Source organism: Pseudomonas solani, assembly GCF_026072635.1.
GTDB lineage: Bacteria > Pseudomonadota > Gammaproteobacteria > Pseudomonadales > Pseudomonadaceae > Metapseudomonas > Metapseudomonas solani.
The window spans coordinates 6,157,932-6,177,296 of record NZ_AP023081.1; the positions used below are offsets into that span (position 1 = coordinate 6,157,932).

24 protein-coding genes are annotated in these 19,365 nt (G+C 63.3%); 13 read left to right on the forward strand and 11 right to left on the reverse strand.

The window, feature by feature from the left end:
• The first annotated feature begins 75 nt into the window (after window positions 1-75).
• On the forward strand, window positions 76-606 hold the full coding sequence (locus PSm6_RS27835; protein WP_265168894.1) for a M15 family metallopeptidase: 531 nt from the start codon (window positions 76-78) through the stop codon (window positions 604-606).
• Between the two features lie 230 nt (window positions 607-836).
• Here PSm6_RS27835 and PSm6_RS27845 read toward each other — a convergent pair whose 3' ends face one another.
• Window positions 837-2,009, reverse strand: coding sequence for a GGDEF domain-containing protein (locus PSm6_RS27845; RefSeq protein WP_265168896.1), 1,173 nt, complete (start codon window positions 2,007-2,009; stop codon window positions 837-839).
• A 231-nt stretch (window positions 2,010-2,240) separates the two neighbouring features.
• Complete coding sequence (locus PSm6_RS27850) at window positions 2,241-3,446, reverse strand: hypothetical protein (RefSeq protein ID WP_265168898.1); 1,206 nt, start codon at window positions 3,444-3,446, stop codon at window positions 2,241-2,243.
• 153 nt (window positions 3,447-3,599) lie between these two features.
• Between PSm6_RS27850 and PSm6_RS27855 the strand changes: the two genes are divergently transcribed.
• Entirely contained in the window at window positions 3,600-4,142 is a 543-nt protein-coding gene (locus PSm6_RS27855) for a GNAT family N-acetyltransferase (RefSeq protein WP_265168899.1), read from the forward strand.
• A gap of 24 nt (window positions 4,143-4,166) precedes the next feature.
• Here the strand turns inward: PSm6_RS27855 and PSm6_RS27860 are convergent, their stop codons facing one another.
• From PSm6_RS27860 to PSm6_RS27870, 3 genes are all read right to left on the reverse strand, one after another.
• On the reverse strand, window positions 4,167-4,709 hold the full coding sequence (locus PSm6_RS27860; protein ID WP_265168900.1) for a ProQ/FinO family protein: 543 nt from the start codon (window positions 4,707-4,709) through the stop codon (window positions 4,167-4,169).
• A 220-nt stretch (window positions 4,710-4,929) separates the two neighbouring features.
• The gene (locus tag PSm6_RS27865) at window positions 4,930-5,352 is read right to left on the reverse strand and encodes a hypothetical protein (protein WP_265168902.1); all 423 of its coding nucleotides are present in this window, start codon (window positions 5,350-5,352) and stop codon (window positions 4,930-4,932) included.
• Between the two features lie 243 nt (window positions 5,353-5,595).
• Window positions 5,596-6,048 (reverse strand): Lrp/AsnC family transcriptional regulator, encoded by a 453-nt coding sequence (locus tag PSm6_RS27870; protein ID WP_021220111.1) that lies wholly within the window; start codon window positions 6,046-6,048, stop codon window positions 5,596-5,598.
• A 139-nt stretch (window positions 6,049-6,187) separates the two neighbouring features.
• Between PSm6_RS27870 and PSm6_RS27875 the strand changes: the two genes are divergently transcribed.
• From PSm6_RS27875 to PSm6_RS27885, 3 genes are read left to right on the forward strand one after another with little or no spacing between them, the layout of a single operon-like run.
• Window positions 6,188-6,805: a LysE family translocator gene (locus PSm6_RS27875; protein WP_265168904.1), complete on the forward strand. Its 618-nt coding sequence runs from the start codon at window positions 6,188-6,190 to the stop codon at window positions 6,803-6,805.
• 17 nt (window positions 6,806-6,822) lie between these two features.
• Window positions 6,823-7,692, forward strand: coding sequence for a 3-methyl-2-oxobutanoate hydroxymethyltransferase (gene panB / locus PSm6_RS27880; RefSeq protein WP_265168906.1), 870 nt, complete (start codon window positions 6,823-6,825; stop codon window positions 7,690-7,692).
• On the forward strand, window positions 7,689-8,174 hold the full coding sequence (locus PSm6_RS27885) for a MaoC family dehydratase (protein WP_021220108.1): 486 nt from the start codon (window positions 7,689-7,691) through the stop codon (window positions 8,172-8,174). The genes panB and PSm6_RS27885 overlap by 4 nt, the downstream gene beginning before the upstream one ends.
• A gap of 64 nt (window positions 8,175-8,238) precedes the next feature.
• On the opposite strand, the gene PSm6_RS27890 is transcribed toward PSm6_RS27885, so the two are convergent.
• Window positions 8,239-11,166, reverse strand: coding sequence for a TonB-dependent receptor (locus PSm6_RS27890; RefSeq protein ID WP_265168908.1), 2,928 nt, complete (start codon window positions 11,164-11,166; stop codon window positions 8,239-8,241).
• A 178-nt stretch (window positions 11,167-11,344) separates the two neighbouring features.
• Here PSm6_RS27890 and PSm6_RS27895 point away from each other — a divergent pair, with 178 nt between their 5' ends.
• From PSm6_RS27895 to PSm6_RS27915, 5 genes are all read left to right on the forward strand, one after another.
• A complete protein-coding gene (locus PSm6_RS27895; protein ID WP_265168910.1) occupies window positions 11,345-11,884 on the forward strand; it encodes a sigma-70 family RNA polymerase sigma factor in 540 nt (179 codons plus the stop codon).
• The gene (locus PSm6_RS27900) at window positions 11,877-12,830 is read left to right on the forward strand and encodes a FecR domain-containing protein (RefSeq protein ID WP_265168911.1); all 954 of its coding nucleotides are present in this window, start codon (window positions 11,877-11,879) and stop codon (window positions 12,828-12,830) included. The genes PSm6_RS27895 and PSm6_RS27900 overlap by 8 nt, the downstream gene beginning before the upstream one ends.
• 127 nt (window positions 12,831-12,957) lie before the next feature.
• Window positions 12,958-13,281: a hypothetical protein gene (locus PSm6_RS27905; RefSeq protein WP_021220104.1), complete on the forward strand. Its 324-nt coding sequence runs from the start codon at window positions 12,958-12,960 to the stop codon at window positions 13,279-13,281.
• Window positions 13,282-13,426: 145 nt separating this feature from the next.
• Window positions 13,427-13,741 (forward strand): hypothetical protein, encoded by a 315-nt coding sequence (locus PSm6_RS27910; RefSeq protein ID WP_265168913.1) that lies wholly within the window; start codon window positions 13,427-13,429, stop codon window positions 13,739-13,741.
• A 132-nt stretch (window positions 13,742-13,873) separates the two neighbouring features.
• Window positions 13,874-14,164: a DUF7660 family protein gene (locus PSm6_RS27915; RefSeq protein ID WP_081672258.1), complete on the forward strand. Its 291-nt coding sequence runs from the start codon at window positions 13,874-13,876 to the stop codon at window positions 14,162-14,164.
• A 58-nt stretch (window positions 14,165-14,222) separates the two neighbouring features.
• On the opposite strand, the gene PSm6_RS27920 is transcribed toward PSm6_RS27915, so the two are convergent.
• Window positions 14,223-14,420 (reverse strand): hypothetical protein, encoded by a 198-nt coding sequence (locus PSm6_RS27920; protein WP_201769784.1) that lies wholly within the window; start codon window positions 14,418-14,420, stop codon window positions 14,223-14,225.
• Window positions 14,421-14,566: 146 nt separating this feature from the next.
• On the opposite strand from PSm6_RS27920, the gene PSm6_RS27925 reads away from it, so the two are divergent.
• Window positions 14,567-14,992: a hypothetical protein gene (locus PSm6_RS27925; RefSeq protein ID WP_265168915.1), complete on the forward strand. Its 426-nt coding sequence runs from the start codon at window positions 14,567-14,569 to the stop codon at window positions 14,990-14,992.
• A gap of 78 nt (window positions 14,993-15,070) precedes the next feature.
• Window positions 15,071-15,532 (forward strand): MaoC family dehydratase, encoded by a 462-nt coding sequence (locus tag PSm6_RS27930; protein WP_371876987.1) that lies wholly within the window; start codon window positions 15,071-15,073, stop codon window positions 15,530-15,532.
• Between the two features lie 4 nt (window positions 15,533-15,536).
• On the opposite strand, the gene PSm6_RS27935 is transcribed toward PSm6_RS27930, so the two are convergent.
• From PSm6_RS27935 to PSm6_RS27945, 3 genes are all read right to left on the reverse strand, one after another.
• Window positions 15,537-15,947 carry a hypothetical protein gene (locus PSm6_RS27935; protein ID WP_265168917.1) on the reverse strand — a complete coding sequence of 137 codons (411 nt, stop codon included), beginning with the start codon at window positions 15,945-15,947 and terminating at the stop codon, window positions 15,537-15,539.
• Window positions 15,948-16,027: 80 nt separating this feature from the next.
• Window positions 16,028-16,450 (reverse strand): GNAT family N-acetyltransferase, encoded by a 423-nt coding sequence (locus PSm6_RS27940; RefSeq protein ID WP_021220100.1) that lies wholly within the window; start codon window positions 16,448-16,450, stop codon window positions 16,028-16,030.
• A 176-nt stretch (window positions 16,451-16,626) separates the two neighbouring features.
• Window positions 16,627-17,514 carry an AraC family transcriptional regulator gene (locus PSm6_RS27945; protein ID WP_265168918.1) on the reverse strand — a complete coding sequence of 296 codons (888 nt, stop codon included), beginning with the start codon at window positions 17,512-17,514 and terminating at the stop codon, window positions 16,627-16,629.
• A 152-nt stretch (window positions 17,515-17,666) separates the two neighbouring features.
• Here PSm6_RS27945 and PSm6_RS27950 point away from each other — a divergent pair, with 152 nt between their 5' ends.
• Window positions 17,667-18,167: a hypothetical protein gene (locus PSm6_RS27950; protein ID WP_043242142.1), complete on the forward strand. Its 501-nt coding sequence runs from the start codon at window positions 17,667-17,669 to the stop codon at window positions 18,165-18,167.
• Here the strand turns inward: PSm6_RS27950 and PSm6_RS27955 are convergent, their stop codons facing one another.
• On the reverse strand, window positions 18,168-19,340 hold the full coding sequence (locus tag PSm6_RS27955) for a hydroxymethylglutaryl-CoA reductase (protein ID WP_021220097.1): 1,173 nt from the start codon (window positions 19,338-19,340) through the stop codon (window positions 18,168-18,170).
• Between the last annotated feature and the right edge of the window lie 25 nt (window positions 19,341-19,365).

The following is a 19,365-nucleotide window of genomic DNA, read 5'->3' on the forward strand; positions in this document are numbered from 1 at the left end:
ACTAATGACAAGCCCCTCCGCTTTACTCCAAGGCACCACGCCCACCGAGTCATGCCCTCCCCCATAGGCCATCACATGCACTATTCCGCCGCCGCTCTGGCCATGCTCGACAAGCTGGGAATCCCCGTCGGGCTGGTTGTTGCCAAAGGCCTGCAGGAGTTCACCGAGGCGACCGTTCTGGAGGTGGCCGAAGTCGATGCGAATGGCAGGGAACACCAGCTGGCACCATCCGCCGCCAAAGCCTGGGCAAGGCTCAAATCCGGCGCAAGCGCGGATGGAGTCGACCTGCATATCGTCTCGGCGTTCAGAAGCGTGGCGCGGCAGGTGTCGATTATCGAGAGAAAGCTCAAGGCCGGGCTGAGCCTCGAGCAGATCCTGGCCGTGTCGGCACCGCCACTTTTCAGTGAGCACCACACGGGGCTGGCGGTGGATATCGGCACGCCGGGTTGCCCGGCGCTGGAGACCGAGTTTGAAAACACACCGGCGTTCGCCTGGCTGGAAAAACACGCAGCGGCGTTCGGCTTCCAGTTGTCGTACCCGCGAGGCAACCCGAACGGGTTCGACTATGAGCCCTGGCATTGGCGGTTCATCCCCACCCCGGGCTGAGCAGCCATAACCCAATAAGATCCGTGAAAGGAACGCCTTGGTGAGCGGATTGCGCCTGGCGGCGATATACACGGCATACAGGTGGCCTTTCGCGAGTGGGCTTCGCAGTACGACAATCCGGAGTTCGACGGGCACAACCGGGCCTGGCACGAGGCGTGGCTTGTTGGGAAAACGGCGCCGATCCTGAAGGGTCGACGGGGATAGCAGCCCAGCCTCGATGCCGGGTACGTCTAGAAGCCGATCGAACGCCCCGCCCATTCGACGCGATTACGCCCCGAGGCCTTGCCCTGGTACAGGGCCTTGTCCGCCTGCTGCATGACCCCGTCGAGGGCTTGCGAGTGGGTGAAGCCTTCCGAAACGCCGATGGTGGCCGTGCAGCGGATCGGCGTTTGCTGATCGGTGCCGGGCACCTCGCTGCTCTCGATGGCCGCGCGGGTGCGCTCCGCCAGTTGCAGGGCACCCGCCCTGTCGGTGTCCAGGGTGATGATCACGAACTCCTCCCCGCCCAGCCTGCAGATCAGATCGCCCTGGCGGGCGGTGGCCTTGAGGACATCGGCGACTCGGCACAGGACGAGATCGCCGATCTTGTGGCCATGGCTATCGTTGATGTTCTTGAAGTGATCGATATCAACGATCAGCAGATATGCAGGCCCGGCGCTGCGGGAACGGAAGTGCGCATCCAGGCCCTCCATCAGCCCCCGACGGTTGAGCAAGTGGGTGAGCGGGTCATGGGCGGCCATGCTGCGCAGCTCATCGGTTAGGCGGCGCAGCACCAGCCACACGGCGCACGGCGGCAGCACGGTCGCCAGGAAAGACATGTAGATGTAGAAGATCTTCTGGAAGCCGGTGTTCATATCCAGCGCCGCCATGCCGCCGGTGAGGATCATGCCGAGCTTCGCGGCGTTGAGGCCGCAGATGCCGGCGACCAGGACAGCGAACACGGCCATCTCGACGCGCAGGTCCCGGGCAATGGTCCGTCCCGTATAGAGCAACGTCCCCGTCATGCCCAGGAAGAGCAACGCACAGGCCCCCGCCAGCAGTGCATAGCGCGCCTCGCTGCCCAGCGCCCATTGCACCAGCACCTGCACCACGGTGTAGGTGCCGGCGAGGATCAGCAGCGGGCGCACCACAGGCGTCGGGCGGTCGAAAAAGCGCAAGGCGCCCAGCACATAGGCCACAGGGGCGCACAGCGTCAGCGAGTGGTTGACCACACTCACCAGCCCCCAGCCCGCAGGGCCGTCCACCAACTGCAGGATGTAGGCGAGCCCAAGCAGGAAATTGCCCAGGGCGAAGACTTCCATGCCCATCTTCTTGCTGTTCAGCCGGGTGCTGATCAGCAGGAACATCACGCAAAAACACAGCAGGTGCACGCAGAGCATGCCGAGGATGACGGTAGCGACCATGTAGTTGCACAACGAGTGGAGTGGCAAGGGGAGCCAGGGGGTGGAGGAATGACGGAAGCGTATGTGCCAAGGGCTGAGGAACGCTTCCTACACTTTCGGCATGGCCGTTTAATATCGCAAAGCCCGATCAATCGCCTCAAGTTATTCCGATGAAAGTGTCAGGGTATTGCTTCGCTGTCGCGCCGCATCCTGGCATGGGCAATCTACACGCCCCCTGTGATGATCCTGCCTCTACTTCGCCGGAAAACGTTCGAGCAACTGCTGGGAGAACGCGTTCAGAGCCTTGAACTCTTCGAAGTCGGGTGTGTAGTCCATGCGCTTGGGCCACTGCTCGGCAGCGGTTCTGTGCCAGTAGAGGATGGCGTCGTGCCCGGCAACCGAGTCCGGCATCTGCCGCCGCGTATATTCCCAGGGTTCCCGGTTCGCCCAGCGCCACTCGTGTGATACCCGGTCCGCCTCACCGTCGGTGGCCGCCTGTATCAGCGTGCCCGCCTGGTAGCTGTAGAAATAACGCAGGTACATCTCATCACCGGTGCCCGTCAGCCAGATGTTGCACACCTCGCCATTCGGTTTGCTGGTGACGTAAACCTCGGCCTCATGCCGGTACGGCCAGCCCGTGGTGACCGGTAGCGTGGCGAAGTAGGTGCTGTTCACGTAGCTCTGGTTGGCCGGCAACGGGCAGCGATCGTCGAGCAGATCGCGGTCCGTCGCCGGGTTCCACCGCCAGCGATGGTCGGCGCCCGGGATTGCCGGGAATGCGTTGAGCAGCTCGCTGCTGACCATCTGCTGCTCGTCGCCGAAGTGGCCACGCACGCGCGCCATTACCGTCTCCCGGTTGGCCCAGCTGACTTCCCGGCCGACCTTGAGCCCGCACTCGGCCACCTCTCGAGCAGCCTTGGCGCCGCGTGAGTAGCTGAGCAGCAGGCCGGCGGCGAGCACCTCGCCCGGCTCGGTGTCGTCGGCATAGCAACTGAGCGGGATATCCACGCGCTCGATCTCGCAGCCTTTGGCGCAGGTCATGTATTCCAGGGCCAGGCTGTCGATCCGGAAGGTGCCGCCGTGGTCCTCGATTACCGGGGCGAAGTCCAGGTCCAGGGCGTGCGGGCCTGCCGTCATGACCTGCGCGGCGGGCAGCTTCAGCCACACCGTCCGGCTCCAGGTGCGGGTGCAGCGCTTGAGTGACGGCACGCTGAAGCGCGACGACGGGCAGTTGGCGCGAGAGGTGGTGGTCTCCGTGGTGTTCGGCGAGCCTTCCACCAATGGCCGGTAGGTCGCATGCACCTTGACCCGCCAGGTGCCGACGGCGGGGGCATCGGGGTCGAGCACCTGCACGCCGACGCGATGGTTTTCGGCAGCAAGACGCTGAGCGGCGCACGGCAGGGGCGCACCCAGGCAGATGGCGAGCAACGGGGCGAGCCAGGGCAGGCTGGTTTTCATGGCGATGGGACCGTTGAGAGGGAGGGGCCGCAGGCTGGCCGGCCAGGTAATCGAAGCAGATTCTGCCACCCTTGCACGAGCAGGCGAAGGACGCCTGGGTGAATCCTGGTTGCTAAGATCAGCAGCCACCCAAAGCGCAGGCTGATACGCCCCATGACCCGCCTCCTGTTCACCACCCCTCGCCTTCGCTGTCGGCAGTGGGCGGCCGAGGACCTCGACGTGATTCACGCGGTTTATTCCGACCCGGAGGCCATGCGCTGGGTGGGCGACGGGCAGCCGATCCGCCGCACCGCCTGCGAACACTGGCTGGAAGTCACCTGGGCCAATTACAGCGAGCGGGGCTATGGGATGTTTGCGCTGGAAGGCATCGCCTCGGGGGCGGTCATCGGCTTTTGCGGCCTGGTTCACCCTGGCGGGCAGGTCGAGCCCGAAGTGAAGTACGCCCTCCTCCGCTCGGCCTGGGGGCAAGGCCTGGCCAGCGAGGCCATTCCGGCGCTGCTGGCTTATGGGCACGCCAGGCATGGGCTCGACCGAATCATCGCCACAGTGGCGCCGGAGAACCTGCCCTCGCAGCGTGTGCTGCTGAAGGCCGGCATGCGGCTGGTGGAGCAGCGCCGGGATGAAAGCGGCGCGCTCGACCACGTCTACGCGTGGCTGGCGTCGGGCACTGGAACTGCCACTGGCCAGAAGCCGTAGCAGGTTCGTGCCCGGCCGGAGCCGTCAGCTCGCGGGCTGCTGCGCCTCGGCATCGACGGCGGGCGCTTGAGGGCTCTCTTTGGCGCCCTCTTTGCGCTTCGACTGCTTGCGGCGCGCTTGCCCACGCTTCCGCGCAGCCTGCTGCTTGGCGTGCAGCGCCTGCCCGGCCGTCACCGTACCAACGGCTTGGCCGTTGAGGTCCAGACGGGGCGCGTTCTCCACCATGCTTGCCCAGTAGCGACTGCTCGTGCACCAGGCGGCAACGCCCAGCTTGAGCTGTTCGAGGCTCAACCCCAGCAGCGCCAGGTGTTGCTCGGCGTCCTTGAGGATGCCCTCCTTGAGCGGCACCTTGGGGGCGGGGTTGACCGGGAAGGCCAGGGGGAAGTGCTTCTGCAACCGCCAGATCGCTTCCACCGCAGGGTCCTGCTCACGCGGCTTGGCCTGCTGGGGCGCGGCGTCTCGCTTGCGCTGTTTCGGGCGTTCAGGGCGCTCGGGGCGCTCACCCTGTGCCTGTTGCTTTTCAGCCCGCAGGCGGTCCCGTAGCTCAGCTAATTGCTCAAAACCCATCGTTCAAATCACCGCTTCATGGTTGTTTCGTGGCGCAAGATTATCCCATGCGGTCGCCTGTAGGCGATGGGACTGCGCGGTAAGCATCAATTCCAGACGAATTGACGATGAATGAGATAAGGGCCGTAGCGCCCTAAAGCCGTTCGGAACGGTACGCAACTGGCCCCTATCGGCCGTCCTGAACCCGAAACAGAACGCCCGCCTGGCGTTGTGTTGCTGCTCAATTGAATCGGCCAAGGTAGGTGACTGTCGCAGTGCTTTCAGGCGCACGCACGACAGGTTTGACCTGGGCAGAAGTAGCGCGTCGGTCAGCCCAGATCGCGTCTGCATTAGCCATGACGACGATGAAATGAGTGAACCCTGTTGATTCGGCGCTGATCCGTGCGGCGTCATGGGGCGTTCGAATCTGCGTAACGACATCCGCCACGCCGCCCAACAGCTCAACAAAATCCGAATCCATGTAGAACTCCAGTTCCTCGGCCAGCCGCCAGGTGGGATTCCGATCCTCCCAGGCGGAGTACTCGACGTCGGTTGCACTGCTGGAGGGTTCCGGTTCCCACTGTTCGAAGGCGTAGCGCTCAGCCTCGGCGTCAGAGGCAAAGGTGGCTCCGAACAGGTGGAACGGAGGGTAATCGTCGTGCATGGCTGGGCTCGAGGTGGGGCAGATTTACCTCGATGCTAATGGCGGGCGTCACACAAAACCAAGGCCTTGATCGTGCGCCTTTGCGAGCAGCAGCCGGTCACGACGTATGACCTGAAGCAATCCGACATTCGATGACGCGTGCAGAGGTCGGCGCAAGCTGGTGCTCGTGAGAGGCCGCGTCTGCCGGAAGCAGACGCCGGCGACAGGCAGCTACCGGCAAATAGCGGACATTCGATGGACGGCCTACAAAGGCAACTCTCTGTCCTGAATAACTCGCTTCATTACAAGGGTTGAGGTTAACCGCTGGACATTGGGTAGCCCCGAGAGACTCTCGTCATAGAGTGCTTGAAAAGCCGGTAGGTCGCGCGTAACGACGTGCAGCAGATAGTCAGGCTCACCGAACAGGCGTTGTGCTTCCACTATCTGCGGTATGTCGGTCAATGCAGCCTCGAATGCAGCAACAGCGTCGCGATCACCCTCGCGCAAGGTGGCGAAGACAACAGCTGAAAAATTCAAGCCCAAGATGGCTGGATCGAGCTGGGCACGGTATCCCTGGATCGCTCCTGACTCTTCCAGGCTGCGAACGCGACGATGACAGGGAGACAAGCTGAGTCCCACGCGCTCGGCCAGCTCTGTGACTGTGAGTCGACCATCCTTCTGCAACTCAGAAAGAATCTTCCTATCAAGCCTATCCAATCTGAATTTTCTCCCCAATGGACCGATCAATTAGGGTCAGTTTAAAAGATAATTCTGATATCACCTCTATATTCTCCTTTCCGAAGCCAATCTCGCTGCGGGCCTTTCAGTCGTGCAGCCAGCCCATTCGGAAGATGAAATGAGCCTCAGCACTTTTGCCGCCTTCTGGGCGGTTTCGTTCCTATTCGTAATTACTCCGGGGGCCGATTGGGCCTATGCCATTTCAGCGGGCTTGCGAGGACGGGTCGTTATACCTGCCGTGAGTGGGCTGTTGAGTGGGCATCTTTTGGCAACGTTGATCGTTGCGGCAGGGGTCGGTGGAGTCGTTGCGGGTCATCCCGCCGCAATGCTAGTGATGAACATCGCCGGCGCGGCGTACCTGATCTGGCTGGGTCTCAACCTGCTGCGTAATCCGTCCACACCACAGATTGGCGAGGCTCAAGAGTCCAGCTCATGGGCGCGCTGGGCATTAAAAGGCGCCTGCATCAGCGGCCTCAACCCGAAGGTGCTTTTGCTATTCCTCGCTTTGCTGCCTCAGTTCGCCAATACCTCTTTCGCCTGGCCCGTTCCCATGCAGATCACCGCGCTGGGTCTGGCGCATACCCTGAGTTGCGGCGTGGTCTATCTGTTGGTCGGTTTCAGCTCCGAGTCTGTACTTCGGGCGCGCCCGCATGCGGCTCTGTTCGTTAGCAATCTTTCCGGGGCGGCCATGATCATGGTCGGCCTGGCTTTGCTCACTGAGCAGGCATTTGGTTGAACTTCAAGGACACGCGCATGAGTGAACAGAGCCCACCCTATAAGGTTTTGGAAGAATCGCTCCAACCCAGCCGGGTGAGAATTCCTCACCTCAAGCAGATGAAGGTGAATGGTCAGAAGTGGGCAATGCTCACCGCCTACGACATATACACGGCTGAAATTTTCGAAGCTGCCGGCATCCCGGCATTGCTGGTTGGTGACTCCGCGTCCAACAACGTATTTGGCTACGGCTCCACCCTCACTGTGACAGTGGACGAATTGCTACCCCTAGTCGGCGCGGTTGCCCGCGCGACGCGGCGCGCATTGGTTATCGCTGACCTGCCATTCGGCTCCTATCAGGCCTCTGCTGAGCAATGCTTTCACACCGCAGTTCGTTTCATGAAAGAGGGCGGCGCGCATGCTGTGAAAATCGAAGGCGGTGTCGAGGTGCTGCCGCAGGTAGAAAAGCTGGTGTCTTCTGGCATCCCGGTTATGGCTCATATTGGTTTCACACCCCAGGCAGAGCATCAATTGGGCGGCTACCGTGTGCAGGGGCGTGGCGCGGATGCCCAGCGCCTTGTGGATGTGGCTCAGGCTTTTGAGCGAGCGGGTGCCTTTGCATTGCTCATCGAAATGGTGCCTGGCGAGGTAGCCGCGGCAATAACCCGCGCCGTGACAATCCCTACCGTAGGAATCGGTGCCGGAAGCGGCTGCGACGCCCAGGTACTGGTCTGGCAGGACATGGTCGGCTTGCGCAGCGGGCGGTTACCGCGCTTCGTCAAACAGTACGCTGATATGCGTGGTGTGTTGCATCGCGCCGCTCAGGCATTTGCCAGGGAAGTGCAGGCAGGTACCTTCCCAGAGCCAGAACACTCCTTCACTGATGAAAAGCCCGAGGTGCAATTATGAAACGCTTTCGAGAGCGAGCCGCAGCGGGGTTGGCCGCAGGTGATGCCTTCACCCTCACACGTCGCTTCTCGGAAAAGGATATTGACGACTTCGCCCTAATCTCTCGGGATTACAACCCCGTGCATTTCGACACCCCTTACGCTGCGTTACGCGGCTTCAAGAAACCCGTCTCCCAAGGGCTGCTCACTGCCAGTTTGATGACCGAAATCGGGGGTCAGATTGGTTGGCTAGCAGCGGAAATGATGTTCCGCTTCAAACGACCGGTATATGCCGGCGACACCATCACCTGCGATTGGGTCATCACTGAATTTAACGACCAAGGATGGGGGCGAGCCGTGGTAACGATGCGCAATGCACAAGGCGAGGTGGTGATAGAAGCAGAGACTACAGGCATCCCGCCGGGGTTGAAGGAGAGGCAGCGTCTATTTGAAATGTTGCGAGAAGGCGATCCCACGAACATTGCAGCACGTATTGAGCGCTGAACATTGAGTGCCCGCTTCAAGCCAGAAGCGGGCACCGGGAACAGCCAGGCAGAAAGCCCCCAACTCAGAATCGCGTTTGCAACCCCACCCGCCAAGTGCGCCCCGGTGCGGGCATGTAGCTTTGCGCGAGCGGGTCAAGGTAGTAGCGGTCGGTGAGGTTCTGCACCGAGACATTCATCTCGGTGTGCTCCAGCAGCTGGTACTTGAGGAACAGGTCGAGGAGCGTCACCGAGCGGTAGTCGATCTGCGGGGTGGTGGCGCCGGTCTGCCAGGGCTTGTCCATCTGTGCGGTGGGGCCGGAGCTGTAGGTCATGCGCCCGCCCACGGTCAGGGCCTCGTCGAAGAAGCGCAGGCCGGCGAGCAGGTTGGCCGAGTAGCGCGGCGGGTTCTGGGTGTTGGTGTACGAACCCATGTAGCTGCCCGGCGTGCAGTCGGGGGTGTCCTGCGTGGGCTGGTATTGGTTGGCGGAGGCGCGCAGCTTGGCGGCGAAGGCCGCGTCGCAGGTTTCGGTCTTCAGGTAGTAGGTGGCCGAGAAGTCGGCGAACACGCGCCCGGCGTCGTAGTGCGACTGCAGCTCCAGGCCCCGGGTGCTGTAGCTGTCGGTGTTGCTGAAGGTCATCTGCCCCCACAGGCCCGGGCTCGGGTCGTAGTAACGGGTGATGTAGTTGCGGATGTCGTTGTCGAAGTACGCCAGCTTGGCCGAGGCCGAGTCGCCGCCCACCAGCAGGTCGCTGCGCAGCGCACTGACGCCCACTTCCCAGCTGCGCGAACGCTCGGGCTTGAGGTGCTTGCCCGGCGTCACCTGCTGGGTGCCCTGGCTGGTTTCGAACAGCGACGGCAGGCGCAGGCCCTGGGTGTAGGAGGCGTAGACGAAGGTGTCGGGCAGGAACTCGACATTGATGCCGAAGGCCGGCGAGAAACCACCGCCGCTGCTGCCGCGCTGCGGGGTGTAGTCGTAGCCGGTGACCACGTTGCTGACGCCTTCCGGGTGCACGGTCACGTTGGTGGCGCCGGACTCGTTGAACGGCACGCCATTGAACGGCTCGTTGCTGTTGCCGAAGACGATGCCGTTGTTCAGCCGCGGGTCGGTGGCGTCGGTGTACTGCCCGTTTTCGTCCGGGAACCACATCATGCTGCCCCAGCTCGTGGGGCTGCTCACGGTGATCCAGCGCATCTGCCGATCCTGCCGCCGGGCCTCGGCTAGCAGGGTGTTGTCCTGGGTGCGGTAGTGGCTGTAGCGGCCGCCGCCCCAGAGCATGACCTCCTCGATGGGCTGGTATTCCAGCTTGCCGTTGAAGCTGAACTCCTGGCGCGAGGCATCCCGCAGGCCACGGTTGGCGTTGATGTCGTGCTGGGTGGTGACCACGCTCTTCTGCGGTTGCAGGTCTTCGAGCTGGAAGCCGCCGCCCAGGTCGAGGGTGAAATCGCCGTGGCGGGTGGCGAAGCGCGAGATGTTGTTGAGGTCGCCGCCGATGCGCCGGTTGTCCTGGCGGGCCCAGCTGCGGTCAGTGCGGAACAGCTGGGATTTCGGCGCCATCCAGGCCGCGCTCAGGGTGCTGGTCTTCGAGTCGGTCATCCACAGGTTGCCGGTGAGGTCCACCAGCGGGTTGCCCTCGGGCAGGTAGTGATAGCGCGCGGTGTAGCCGTCGATCTTCACTTCGCTGGTGGGGTACTGATAGATGCCGGCGGTGCCGTAGCGGAAGATGTCCGACGGCATGATCTCGCCCATGTTGCCGTCGAAGCGCCGGTAGCCCAGGTCCAGGGTGTGCTCGTCGGCCAGGCGCCAGGTGGTCTTGAACAGGTAGGAATCCGTCTCCGCGGAGGAGTTGAGCACCTCTTCGCCCGGTTCGTAGGTGTTGGCCACGCTGGCCTGCTCATCACCCCAGCGATCGTAGAGGCGGTAGCGCTCCTGCCCGTGCTTGCCCGAGAAGTAGTTGCCCTGGTTGCGGTGCGCATAGGCGGCGACCAGATCGAAACGCTCATGGCTGTAAGCGAAGGCGGCGCTGCCGGACTCGGCCGCCGAACCGAAAAGGCTGGCCCGGTCGTCACGCGGCACGGTGCTCAGCTCCTCGTCCTTCGAATGGCGGCTGCGGTGGGCGGGCTCGACGCCGTTGTTCCACAGGTTGCCGGTGAAGCGCACACCGATGTCCTTGCCGTCCACCAGGATGTCGTCCACGCCGAGGGTGGTCATCTCCACCGCACCGCCGATGGCGCCGGAGCGCAAGCTGGGGCCCTTGTTCACGGTCACGCTGCTGAGCAGGTCCGGGTCGATGTAGCTGCGCTGCTGGGTGCCGCCGTAGCCCCGGTAGACATCCAGCGCCTGCTCCGAACCGTCGACCCGCACCGCGACGCGGCTCTGCCCCTGGATGCCACGGATGTTCACGTCCAGCGCACCACCGTTGCGGCTGTCACCCACCTGCACGCCGGCCACGCCCTTGAGCGTGTCGCCCACAGAGACCGTGCCGAAGCGTTCCATGTCCTCCCGCGAGAGGCGCACCGAGGATCGGGGGGCGCGGTAGGTGTCCTGCTCATCCAGGCCGGTGGCGCCGACCACAGTGGGCGTCAGCTCCAGCGCGGCCTTCGGCTCCGTGCCCTGGGGCACGAGCACATAGGTGCCAGGGGAACTCGGCAGCAGCTGCAAGCCGGAGCCCCGCAGCAGGCGCTGGGCGCCTTCGAGCACGGTGTAGCGCCCCTTGAGCGCCGGTGCTGTATGGCCGCGCGTCAGTTCGGCGTCATAGGACAGCAGCAGGCCGGACTGGCTGGCAAAGCGGCCGAGCACCGTACCCAGCGGCCCCTGGGCGATGTCGTAGTCCCGGGGCGTGGCATCGTCCAGCCGGGTGGCGGTGGTCGCCGTGGTGCCGGCGGCGTGGGCCCTCATGGGCACACCGCTCGCCAGCAGGCAGCCGATCATGGCGCAGCCCACGGCCAGAGCGACCGGGGACAGACGTTGCGGGGGGCGCGGAACAGGGGAAAGCCGGTGTACTGCGGGCATGCTTCTCTCGCTCGTAGGGTGTATGCCCGGCACTCGATGCGGGCTCTCACTCCCTCTGTCGCACGAGATCAAAAAAGGTATATGCGGAATATTCGTATTTTCATCTGGGCTTGTGGCGCAAAAGATTTTAGTGATAATTGTTTTCATTTGCGACAACCGCCTGCCGATTCAGCTCACCATGAACCCCCTCGACACCCCGCCCCTGCTCACCGATCGCTGTGCCCTCACGACGCTCTATGTCGAGAACCACGCCTGGCTGCGCACCTGGCTGACGTACCGGCTCAGGTCCTGGGGGCGCGGCGTGGCCGACGACCTGGCCCAGGACGTATTCCTGCGCGTGCTGGTCAGCCGGGAGGCGAACCAACCCGAAGCCATCCGCCAGCCACGGGCCTACCTCACCCGTATCGCCAACTGCGTGCTGGTCAGCTGGCGGCGGCGCAATTCGCTGGAGCAGGCCTGGCTGGCAGCGCTGCTACTGCTGCCCGAGCCGGAGCATCCATCGCCCGAGCAGCAGAGCGTCATCCTCGAAACCCTGCATGAGATCGACGCCCTCCTCGACGCCTTGCGCCCACGGGTTCGGCAGGCCTTCCTCATGGCGACCCTGGACGGCATGAAACAGAAAGACATCGCCCAGGCCCTGGGCATCGCCCTGCCCACCGTGAAGAAATACATCCACGAGGGCTATGTGGCCTGCCTGAGCCAGATGCCCGATGCATGACGTCAGCGCCAATGGCGAACCCATCGCCCAGGCCGTACTCGCCCAGGCCGCCTCCTGGCTGCTGTTGATGCAGGAAGGGCCGCTGAGCCCTGCGCAACAGGCCGAACTGGAGCGCTGGCGGCACCTCGCCCCGGAACACGAACGGGCCTGGAAGCGTGCGCAAAGCCTGCTCGCCCGCCTCGGCACCCTGCCACCAGCACTGGCCAGGCAAACCCTCGACCGCCCGGCTGCCAGCCGCCGCACCGTCCTGCGCGGCTTGCTCGTACTCATGGGGGCCGCGCCCCTGGGTTGGTGGCTATGGCAGCGCAGCAGCGCAGGCACCGATTACCTCACCGCCCTGGGCGAACGCCGGGACCTGGTGCTGGAAGACGGCACCCAGGTTTCGCTCAACAGCGACACCGCCCTGGCCGTGCGCTTCACCGCCGAACAGCGCCTGCTGCACCTGCGCCGCGGCGAGCTCTACATCGCCACGGCGGCGGACCGGCACGCCCCTCCTCGCCCGCTACGGGTGCAAAGCGAACAGGGCCTCATGCAGGCACTGGGCACCCGCTTCAGCGTGCGCCAGTTGCCGCAGGAAACCCTGCTCGCCGTCTACGAAGGCGCCGTACGGGTGCAGCTCGCCGGCGCCCCGCAGGAAGAAACCATCCACGCCGGGCAGCAGATACGCTTCGGCCGCGACCGGTTCGGCCCCCTCGAAACGGCCCGCGACACTTCCCTCGCCTGGCGCAACGGCCTGCTGGTGGCCGACGACATGCCCCTGCAGCAATGGACCCAGGAGCTGATGCGCTACAGCGCCCAAAGCCTCGCCTGCGACCCGGCCCTGGCGAACCTGCGCGTCTCCGGCACCTTCCCCCTCGACGACCTGCCATTGGCGCTGGCGATGTTGACCAAGAGTCATGGGTTGCGGGTTCAGGCAGGGGCGAACGGGGTGGTTATTGGGCGATGAGTTGAGTGGGAAGCCTGACGCCGAGGAACGCCAGCGAGGGCTCCCATTTTCCTGATGACATCGTGCTATCTGCTCAGCTATTTTCCGCAGGCTCAGCTCTGGAACCAGTCAAGGGAATGCACTGCAGATGAATGCAACAACCAGCAAGCCTCACACCACGCTCAAAGCACTCGCGCTGATCTCCATAGCACTGCTGCTGATATCCGGATTCCTCGCGATCTTCTATACCCAGCCCGAATCAATCGGAAAGCCAGCCTTCTACACCATGCTACTGCTGGTGATTGCCCAAGGCCCGCTGGCCGGCGTCTTTTCATACGCGCTCAAAGGCTCGATCGTAAGAGCAATCTTTGCCTGTTTGTTCTCGTGGGCGGTGCCGCTCATAGGGCTGGTGTTACTGGCGACCTACCATCGCCAAGCGTCAGAGGCATCGGCAGTAAACGGGCTTGCTTAAGACGCCTCAGGAAGCGCAGTTCGAGCAGCAGTGATTCCAGCATCCAGGTGTTCATTAGCACTTCAGCACCTGAGCCCATGCAGCACTTAGTTGGAGCACTAGCGCACATGCAGGCATCGTGTACTCAACGCAGGATCAAGCAGAAGTGAGCATACCTACCAATGTGCCTGAGCCCGTCAAGCTGGATGCTCTTGCAGCAGTGCAGCAGCACCCCTTGTATCAGGAGGCCAGCGCTTGGACATACTGCGAAAGCGATGTTTTCTACGCAGCAAAGAGCTTTGTCAAAAAGGTCCCTATCCCACTTCCACTAGCGGATGCCGAGTCTGTCCTGATGGTTATCTACTGGACCTCAGCTCGAAAGCCAGAACCGCTTTCTGGCTTTGGGAAAACCTATAGCTTCGTTCTACACCCAGAAACCCTGGCCATTCTTTTTTCTAGCGTTGATACATGGCGTTCATGAAAAAGCGGAATCGAGAACAATCTCAAGAGAGCTGGACTTCAATGCAGCGGGCAAAGCAACTTCACCTTTAAGAGGTTATGGCGACATAGCCAACCTCGCGTGTGTCGCCTACTCAAACTCGGATGCTAAACAGTGGATGTCAGCGAACTGCTTGATCACGTCAAGGATATTGAGACCTTCCTGGTCTTCGCACGCGCATTGGCAGCAGATCGTGCTGCATCAGTTGCCCAGGAAAAGATAGATCCCAGCTCAGCCTATGGGCCTGATGCACATGGCTGGGAAAACACCTCGATCGAGTCATTTCTTGAAGGCGCAATTGCTTGGGCTGAGGACAGTGATTTTGGCGTGGCCCAGGGCCTTTCCTCAGCCAATCCGTGGCAGCAATTCGCTGCCTTTCTTTACTGCGGAAAAATCTATGAGTGACCGCCCAACCAGGCGCGCGACTCATGGCGAACACTGAATCCCCCGGCGCTATTGCCGATCAGGAATCCTGCTCCGGCCGCCTATACGCCATCCCCACCGAGCGCGGTGCGGTATGCACGAAGCCGAATTGCGCGTACAGATCCTGTACCTGGCCATCCGCAATAAGGCTGACGTAGCCGCTTTCCGGAACATTGGCTTCGATGTACTTATGGAATGGACAGGTTTCTGATGCATCGATAACGTGCGCGAAAGACATGCCGGGTTCCATTTTCTCTCCATGTCCCGCACCTCGCCTACACCCAGAGTCTTCCCGGAGCTACGCATGGACAAGGAATGCTGTGCCGCGCAAAGCGTGGAAAGTCCGAGCCCCTCTGTTCCCCCCACACTTGCCAGGATGCACTCATGACGATTCCCTGCATTTATGCAGACTTCAATGCCGTTCTGTGCGCGAAGAAGAGGGAGGGCACGTCAGAAGTCGAAATGCCCATCACAGGTTATGGAACCCTCCAGAGCCTGGCCCAGCAAGGCATTCGCTTAACAGAGGGAATGCCACTTTTGCTTTTTGAGCCTGGCGACATCCAATGCGAAGCTTTCGCGCATTTCGACGATCAGTTGACTGATCCGGCGGGCCGTGTGGGCGCTTGGGTCGCCGTGCTCAACCTCAACGATGTGCAAGACTCAACGATGCCTTGGCCTTCTGATCTTCACCCCTGCATTTCATGTGGTGCTGATCTTCGCGATCATTTGCGAACTCATGGGAGCGGGTATGTCGAGCATTGCCCTCGGTGTGATGCAAGCGTTATGGAGCTCATGGCGCCCCCTCGCTGAGAGCCTATCGAAGACCTATTGATGACCGCCACGGACTGCCAACGCACCGTTGAACGCCACTGAACCGAGGACATGACGATGGACGCAACGAACAGGCCCGAACGGCTCTACCTGGACGACCTGGCAGTGGGCGACCAATTCACCAGCGGCACCCACGCGCTGGATGCCGAGCAGATCGTCCAGTTCGCCTCGCAGTTCGACCCGCAGCCGTTCCACCTGGATGCCGAGGCGGCGCAAGGCAGCTTCTTCCAGGGCCTGGCCGCGAGTGGCTGGCACACCACAGCTCTCACCATGCGCCTCATCGTCAAGAGCATGCACTTCGCCAAGGGCGTGATCGGTGCCGGTGCGGAGGTTTCCTGGCCCCAGCCCACTCGCCCCGGCGATGTGCTCAAGGTCACCAGCACGATCATCGAGATCATCCCCTCCCGCTCCAAGGCAGACCGGGGAATCGTCATCCTCGAGTGCATCACCTCGAATCAGCAGGAGCAGGTGCTGCAACGCATGGTCACCAAGGTGCTGTGCTTCAGGAAGGAAAGCTGAGCCGCTAGAAGAGCTTCTCGTAGGTCAGCTCGCCCGGCGCCTTCCTCAGTTCACTCTCCCCTACGTAGAACCTGTTGCCGTTGTCGCAGACGACCGAAACCACCACCACCGTGGGCGGGGTGCTTTTCGCGCTCTTGGGTTCGACGGTGATGATGCGATTGCAGGCGGGCGACAAGGCGACATGGGCAACGGCCTTGCGCTCCATCACCTTGATGCGCTCTATGCCTTCCTTCCCCCACAGCGCATAGAGTTCGGGCTGATCAGCCTCGGAATAGTCGAGGTAGGTGCTTTCAGCAACGGGGGCCGGAGTCGCCGCGAGAGCCAACCCGGCAGTGCCCATGCCGCTGGCCTGCAATACGGCGGCCAGAAGCCGAAAGGCGCTCGAGCGCAGCACCTCGTTAAGTAGATTGATCATCGGAACGTGCATCGGGACGCCCTTCTTTAGCTGAAGGGCGTGAATGTAACTCGGCTTGAGGGGCTCTTTCGAGCTACCGATCAAGCCCCCTCCCCTGGTCGCCTATACGCCATCCCCACCGAGCGCGGCGCGGTATGCACGAAGCCGAACTGCGCGTAGAGGTCCTGTGCCTGGCCATCCGCAATGAGGCTGACGTAGCCGCTTTCCGGAACATTGGCTTCGATGTACTTGAGGATCTCGCCCATGATGCGTTTGCCCAGGCCCTTGCCTTGGTGCGCCTTGAGCACGGCGATGTCCACGACCTGAAAGAAGCACCCGCCGTCGCCGATCACCCGCCCCATTCCCACAGGTTGCGACTGGTGGAGAATCTGCACGGCGAATAGCGTATTGGGCAGCCCCCGCACCGCGGCTTCATCGGTCTTGCCGCTGAGGCCGGAGCCGGTGCGCAGAGCCTGGTAGACCTGAACGGATGGCGTCTCCAGCAGGCAGGAATAGTCAGTCAATCGAGTCACCCTGGTTGAGTTCGAGGTAGGGCTAGTAAGCCAGATGGCCGCCGGCCATGGATAGAAGCGCCTCATCGAATGGCTGGCGAACCTTTCCCCTCGTGTGGCCGACAGTACAGCGACGGCACGATGAATAGGCCGCCCATTGGCATCGCTGATGCGCAGTTGCCGAGCGACTAGGCGTCCTTCCCCTCCGCCCCACCCCGCGCATTCAGGTCATCCCGCGGCGAGCGGCCGAAGAAGGCTTTGTAGGCGCGGCTGAAGGCGGCTTCGGATTCGTAGCCGATGGCAAAGCCGATCTCGCCGATGCGGCTGTCGTGCCGGGCCAGCATGGTTTTCGCCAGGGTCAGCCGCCATTCGTTCTGGTAGCGCAAGGGCGAACGCCCCACCAGCACGCTGAAGCGCTCGCAGAAGCTGGAGCGCGACATGCCGGCCAGCTCGGCGAGGGCGTCGATGCGCCATTGCTGCCCGGGCTGCTCGTGAATGGCCCGCAGCACCCGGGCGATGCGCGCATCGGCGAGGCCGCCCAGCCAGCCGGAGGCGGCGCCCTGCTGCACCCAGGTGCGCAGGATGCGGATGACGGTGAGGTCGATCAGGCGCGAGATCATCAAGGCGCCGCCGGGCTGGACGTCATGGGCTTCCAGCAGCATGAAGTGCATCAGCCCCTCGGACCAGGCCGCCGCGTCCGTCTGGCGAATGTGGATCAGCCACGGCAGGGCGAAGAGCATGGCCTGGAAGCTGCCGGCGTCGAACCAGAAACGGCAGATGATCACGGTCGCCGGCCCGTCGATTGCGGTGATGCTCAACTCCGACGGGTCGTGGGGCAGCAGGAGGATGTCGCCCTGCTCCACCGTCACCGCCGGCTGGCTGGTGCAGCGGATGTGCAGGCGCCCCTGCTGCAGCACGCAGATGTGGGCGCTGTTGCTGTCCAGCGCCAGGCGCTCCCCGCTGCCCGGCGCGGAGGAATAGACGCGGTCGCCGGTCAGGCGGATCTGCGCCAGCACCTGGGAGAGCAGGTCCCCGGTGGCGAGACCCTCCAACTGCATTTCCGGAAGAATGGTCAAGTTTTCCAGTGAATCCGTCATGTCGAGCTGGTCGCGTGTTGAATAACCTGGGGCCTGAATCATAGCGCCCCGGTATAGCGCTGCAGAAGCGTTGCGGCACCGTGACCGGCAGCAGCGGCTATGCCGATCGTCCAACCAGAAGGAAACAGCGAATGTTCGGAATCTCCCCCCTCGGCTGGCTGCACACCCTGGGCAGCCTGCCGGCCATTCCACTGGCGCTCTATATGTTCGCGCGGCATGGCCGCATCGTGCCGCGCTCCGGGGCGGGCCTGGGCTACTTCGTCTCGATGCTGCTGGGTGCGGGCACGGTGTTCCTGGTTGCGCGGCAACCGGTGAGCAACGCCATCGCGGTGGTCACCCTGGTGCTGCTGGTCGTCGGCTACGGGGTTGGGCGGATAGGCGCACTGGGCCGCGCGCGGGTGTACCTGGAAACCATCCTGCTGAGCCTGACGGCGTTCCTGCTGATGCTGCCCACCGTCACCGAGGTGCTGCGCCGCGTGCCGGATGGCCACCCGCTGGTGACCGACCTGCACGCGCCATTGCTGGTGGGCGCCCAGGGCAGCCTGCTGCTGGCGCTGGTTCTCGGCGTGACGGCGCAGGTCGTCTACCTGCGCCGGCAGGGCGCGCGGCTCGGCACGCCCGGCAACGCCTGATCAGCGGTTGCGCCCCAGCGCCTCGTGGCTGCTGACCCAGTCACCGGCCAATATGGCCGAGGTCAGCGACACGTCCCCCGCCAGCACCACCGCAGCGATGATCTCCGCCAGCTTGTCCGCCTTGCCGGTTCCGTAGCAGCCCAGCAGTTCCAGGCATTCGCGCTGAGTCGGCAGGCCGGTGCCGCCGCCGTGGGTGGCGCAGATGACCGCGGGCAGGGTCACCGACCAGTAGTAGTCGCCGTTGTCCAGCAACTGGCCGTAGGTGATGCCGCCGTGGGATTCGGCGACGTTGGCGGCATCCTGCCCGGTGGCGATGTACAGCGCCGCCAGGCCGTTGGCCGAGTGCGCGCCGCTGTACGCCGAGCCGGCCTGGAAGGCGCCCACGGCGGCGATCTGCCGGTAGCGGTAGAGGTTGGCGGGGTCGACGCGCAGCAGCTCGTGGGCCACCTCGCGCTTGAGGGTGAACTCGGCGATCACCCGTTTGCCACGGGTCTGGATCATGTTCATCGCCGAGTGCTTCTTGTCGGTATCGATGGCGCCGGAGAGGATGTAGCGCGGCTGCAGCGGGTGGTTGGCCTTGATCCACTCGCAGGCGGCGTAGGTGGCCTTGCTGGTCATGTTCTGCCCGGCGGCATCGCCGGTGGTGTAGCAGAAGCGGGTGTAGAGCATGTTGGCCACCGGGTACTGCTCGATCTCGAACAGCTTGCCGCTGCGGGTGGTGGTTTCGCTGGCCGCCTTGATCGCCTCGAACTCGCGCACCAGCCAGACGCCGAACTCACGGGCCTGCAAGGCATCCTCGAACATGAACACCGGCGCCCGCTGCATGGAGTGCTTGACCACCGTGGTCTTCACCCCGCCGGAAGCGCTGATGGCGCGCATGCCCCGGCTGTAGCTGGCCAGCAAGGTGCCTTCGGTGGTGGCCATGGGCACGTAGAAGTCGCCGCGCGCGTGCTCGCCCTCGATGCGCAGCGGGCCGGCCAGCCCCAGGGGCATCTGCACCACGCCGATGAAGTTCTCGATATTGCCCTGGGTGACGGCCGGGTCGATGGCGTACTGGCCCACCACATCCAGCGCGGCGCCGGTCTGCGCCTTGATGAAGTCGCGGCGCACGCCGGCCTGCTCGTTGGAGTAATCGTTCTCGGGGTTGCGGGGAATCGGGGCGCCTCTGGACATCGTGCTCTCCTGATGGTCGGGCGGA

What these genes read in the sequence shown, in the direction of transcription:
- PSm6_RS27895 (WP_265168910.1), top strand. Translation starts at nt 11,345, where the DNA reads ATGAACCCCCTCGACACCCCGCCCCTGCTCACCGATCGCTGTGCCCTC.
- PSm6_RS27875 (WP_265168904.1), top strand. Translation starts at nt 6,188, where the DNA reads ATGAGCCTCAGCACTTTTGCCGCCTTCTGGGCGGTTTCGTTCCTATTC.
- PSm6_RS27845 (WP_265168896.1), bottom strand. Translation starts at nt 2,009, where the DNA reads ATGGTCGCTACCGTCATCCTCGGCATGCTCTGCGTGCACCTGCTGTGT.
- PSm6_RS27885 (WP_021220108.1), top strand. Translation starts at nt 7,689, where the DNA reads ATGAAACGCTTTCGAGAGCGAGCCGCAGCGGGGTTGGCCGCAGGTGAT.
- PSm6_RS27900 (WP_265168911.1), top strand. Translation starts at nt 11,877, where the DNA reads ATGCATGACGTCAGCGCCAATGGCGAACCCATCGCCCAGGCCGTACTC.
- PSm6_RS27865 (WP_265168902.1), bottom strand. Translation starts at nt 5,352, where the DNA reads ATGCACGACGATTACCCTCCGTTCCACCTGTTCGGAGCCACCTTTGCC.
- PSm6_RS27920 (WP_201769784.1), bottom strand. Translation starts at nt 14,420, where the DNA reads ATGTCTTTCGCGCACGTTATCGATGCATCAGAAACCTGTCCATTCCAT.
- PSm6_RS27925 (WP_265168915.1), top strand. Translation starts at nt 14,567, where the DNA reads ATGACGATTCCCTGCATTTATGCAGACTTCAATGCCGTTCTGTGCGCG.
- panB (WP_265168906.1), top strand. Translation starts at nt 6,823, where the DNA reads ATGAGTGAACAGAGCCCACCCTATAAGGTTTTGGAAGAATCGCTCCAA.
- PSm6_RS27860 (WP_265168900.1), bottom strand. Translation starts at nt 4,709, where the DNA reads ATGGGTTTTGAGCAATTAGCTGAGCTACGGGACCGCCTGCGGGCTGAA.
- PSm6_RS27855 (WP_265168899.1), top strand. Translation starts at nt 3,600, where the DNA reads ATGACCCGCCTCCTGTTCACCACCCCTCGCCTTCGCTGTCGGCAGTGG.
- PSm6_RS27955 (WP_021220097.1), bottom strand. Translation starts at nt 19,340, where the DNA reads ATGTCCAGAGGCGCCCCGATTCCCCGCAACCCCGAGAACGATTACTCC.
- PSm6_RS27950 (WP_043242142.1), top strand. Translation starts at nt 17,667, where the DNA reads ATGTTCGGAATCTCCCCCCTCGGCTGGCTGCACACCCTGGGCAGCCTG.
- PSm6_RS27930 (WP_371876987.1), top strand. Translation starts at nt 15,071, where the DNA reads ATGGACGCAACGAACAGGCCCGAACGGCTCTACCTGGACGACCTGGCA.
- PSm6_RS27835 (WP_265168894.1), top strand. Translation starts at nt 76, where the DNA reads ATGCACTATTCCGCCGCCGCTCTGGCCATGCTCGACAAGCTGGGAATC.
- PSm6_RS27935 (WP_265168917.1), bottom strand. Translation starts at nt 15,947, where the DNA reads ATGATCAATCTACTTAACGAGGTGCTGCGCTCGAGCGCCTTTCGGCTT.
- PSm6_RS27890 (WP_265168908.1), bottom strand. Translation starts at nt 11,166, where the DNA reads ATGCCCGCAGTACACCGGCTTTCCCCTGTTCCGCGCCCCCCGCAACGT.
- PSm6_RS27905 (WP_021220104.1), top strand. Translation starts at nt 12,958, where the DNA reads ATGAATGCAACAACCAGCAAGCCTCACACCACGCTCAAAGCACTCGCG.
- PSm6_RS27850 (WP_265168898.1), bottom strand. Translation starts at nt 3,446, where the DNA reads ATGAAAACCAGCCTGCCCTGGCTCGCCCCGTTGCTCGCCATCTGCCTG.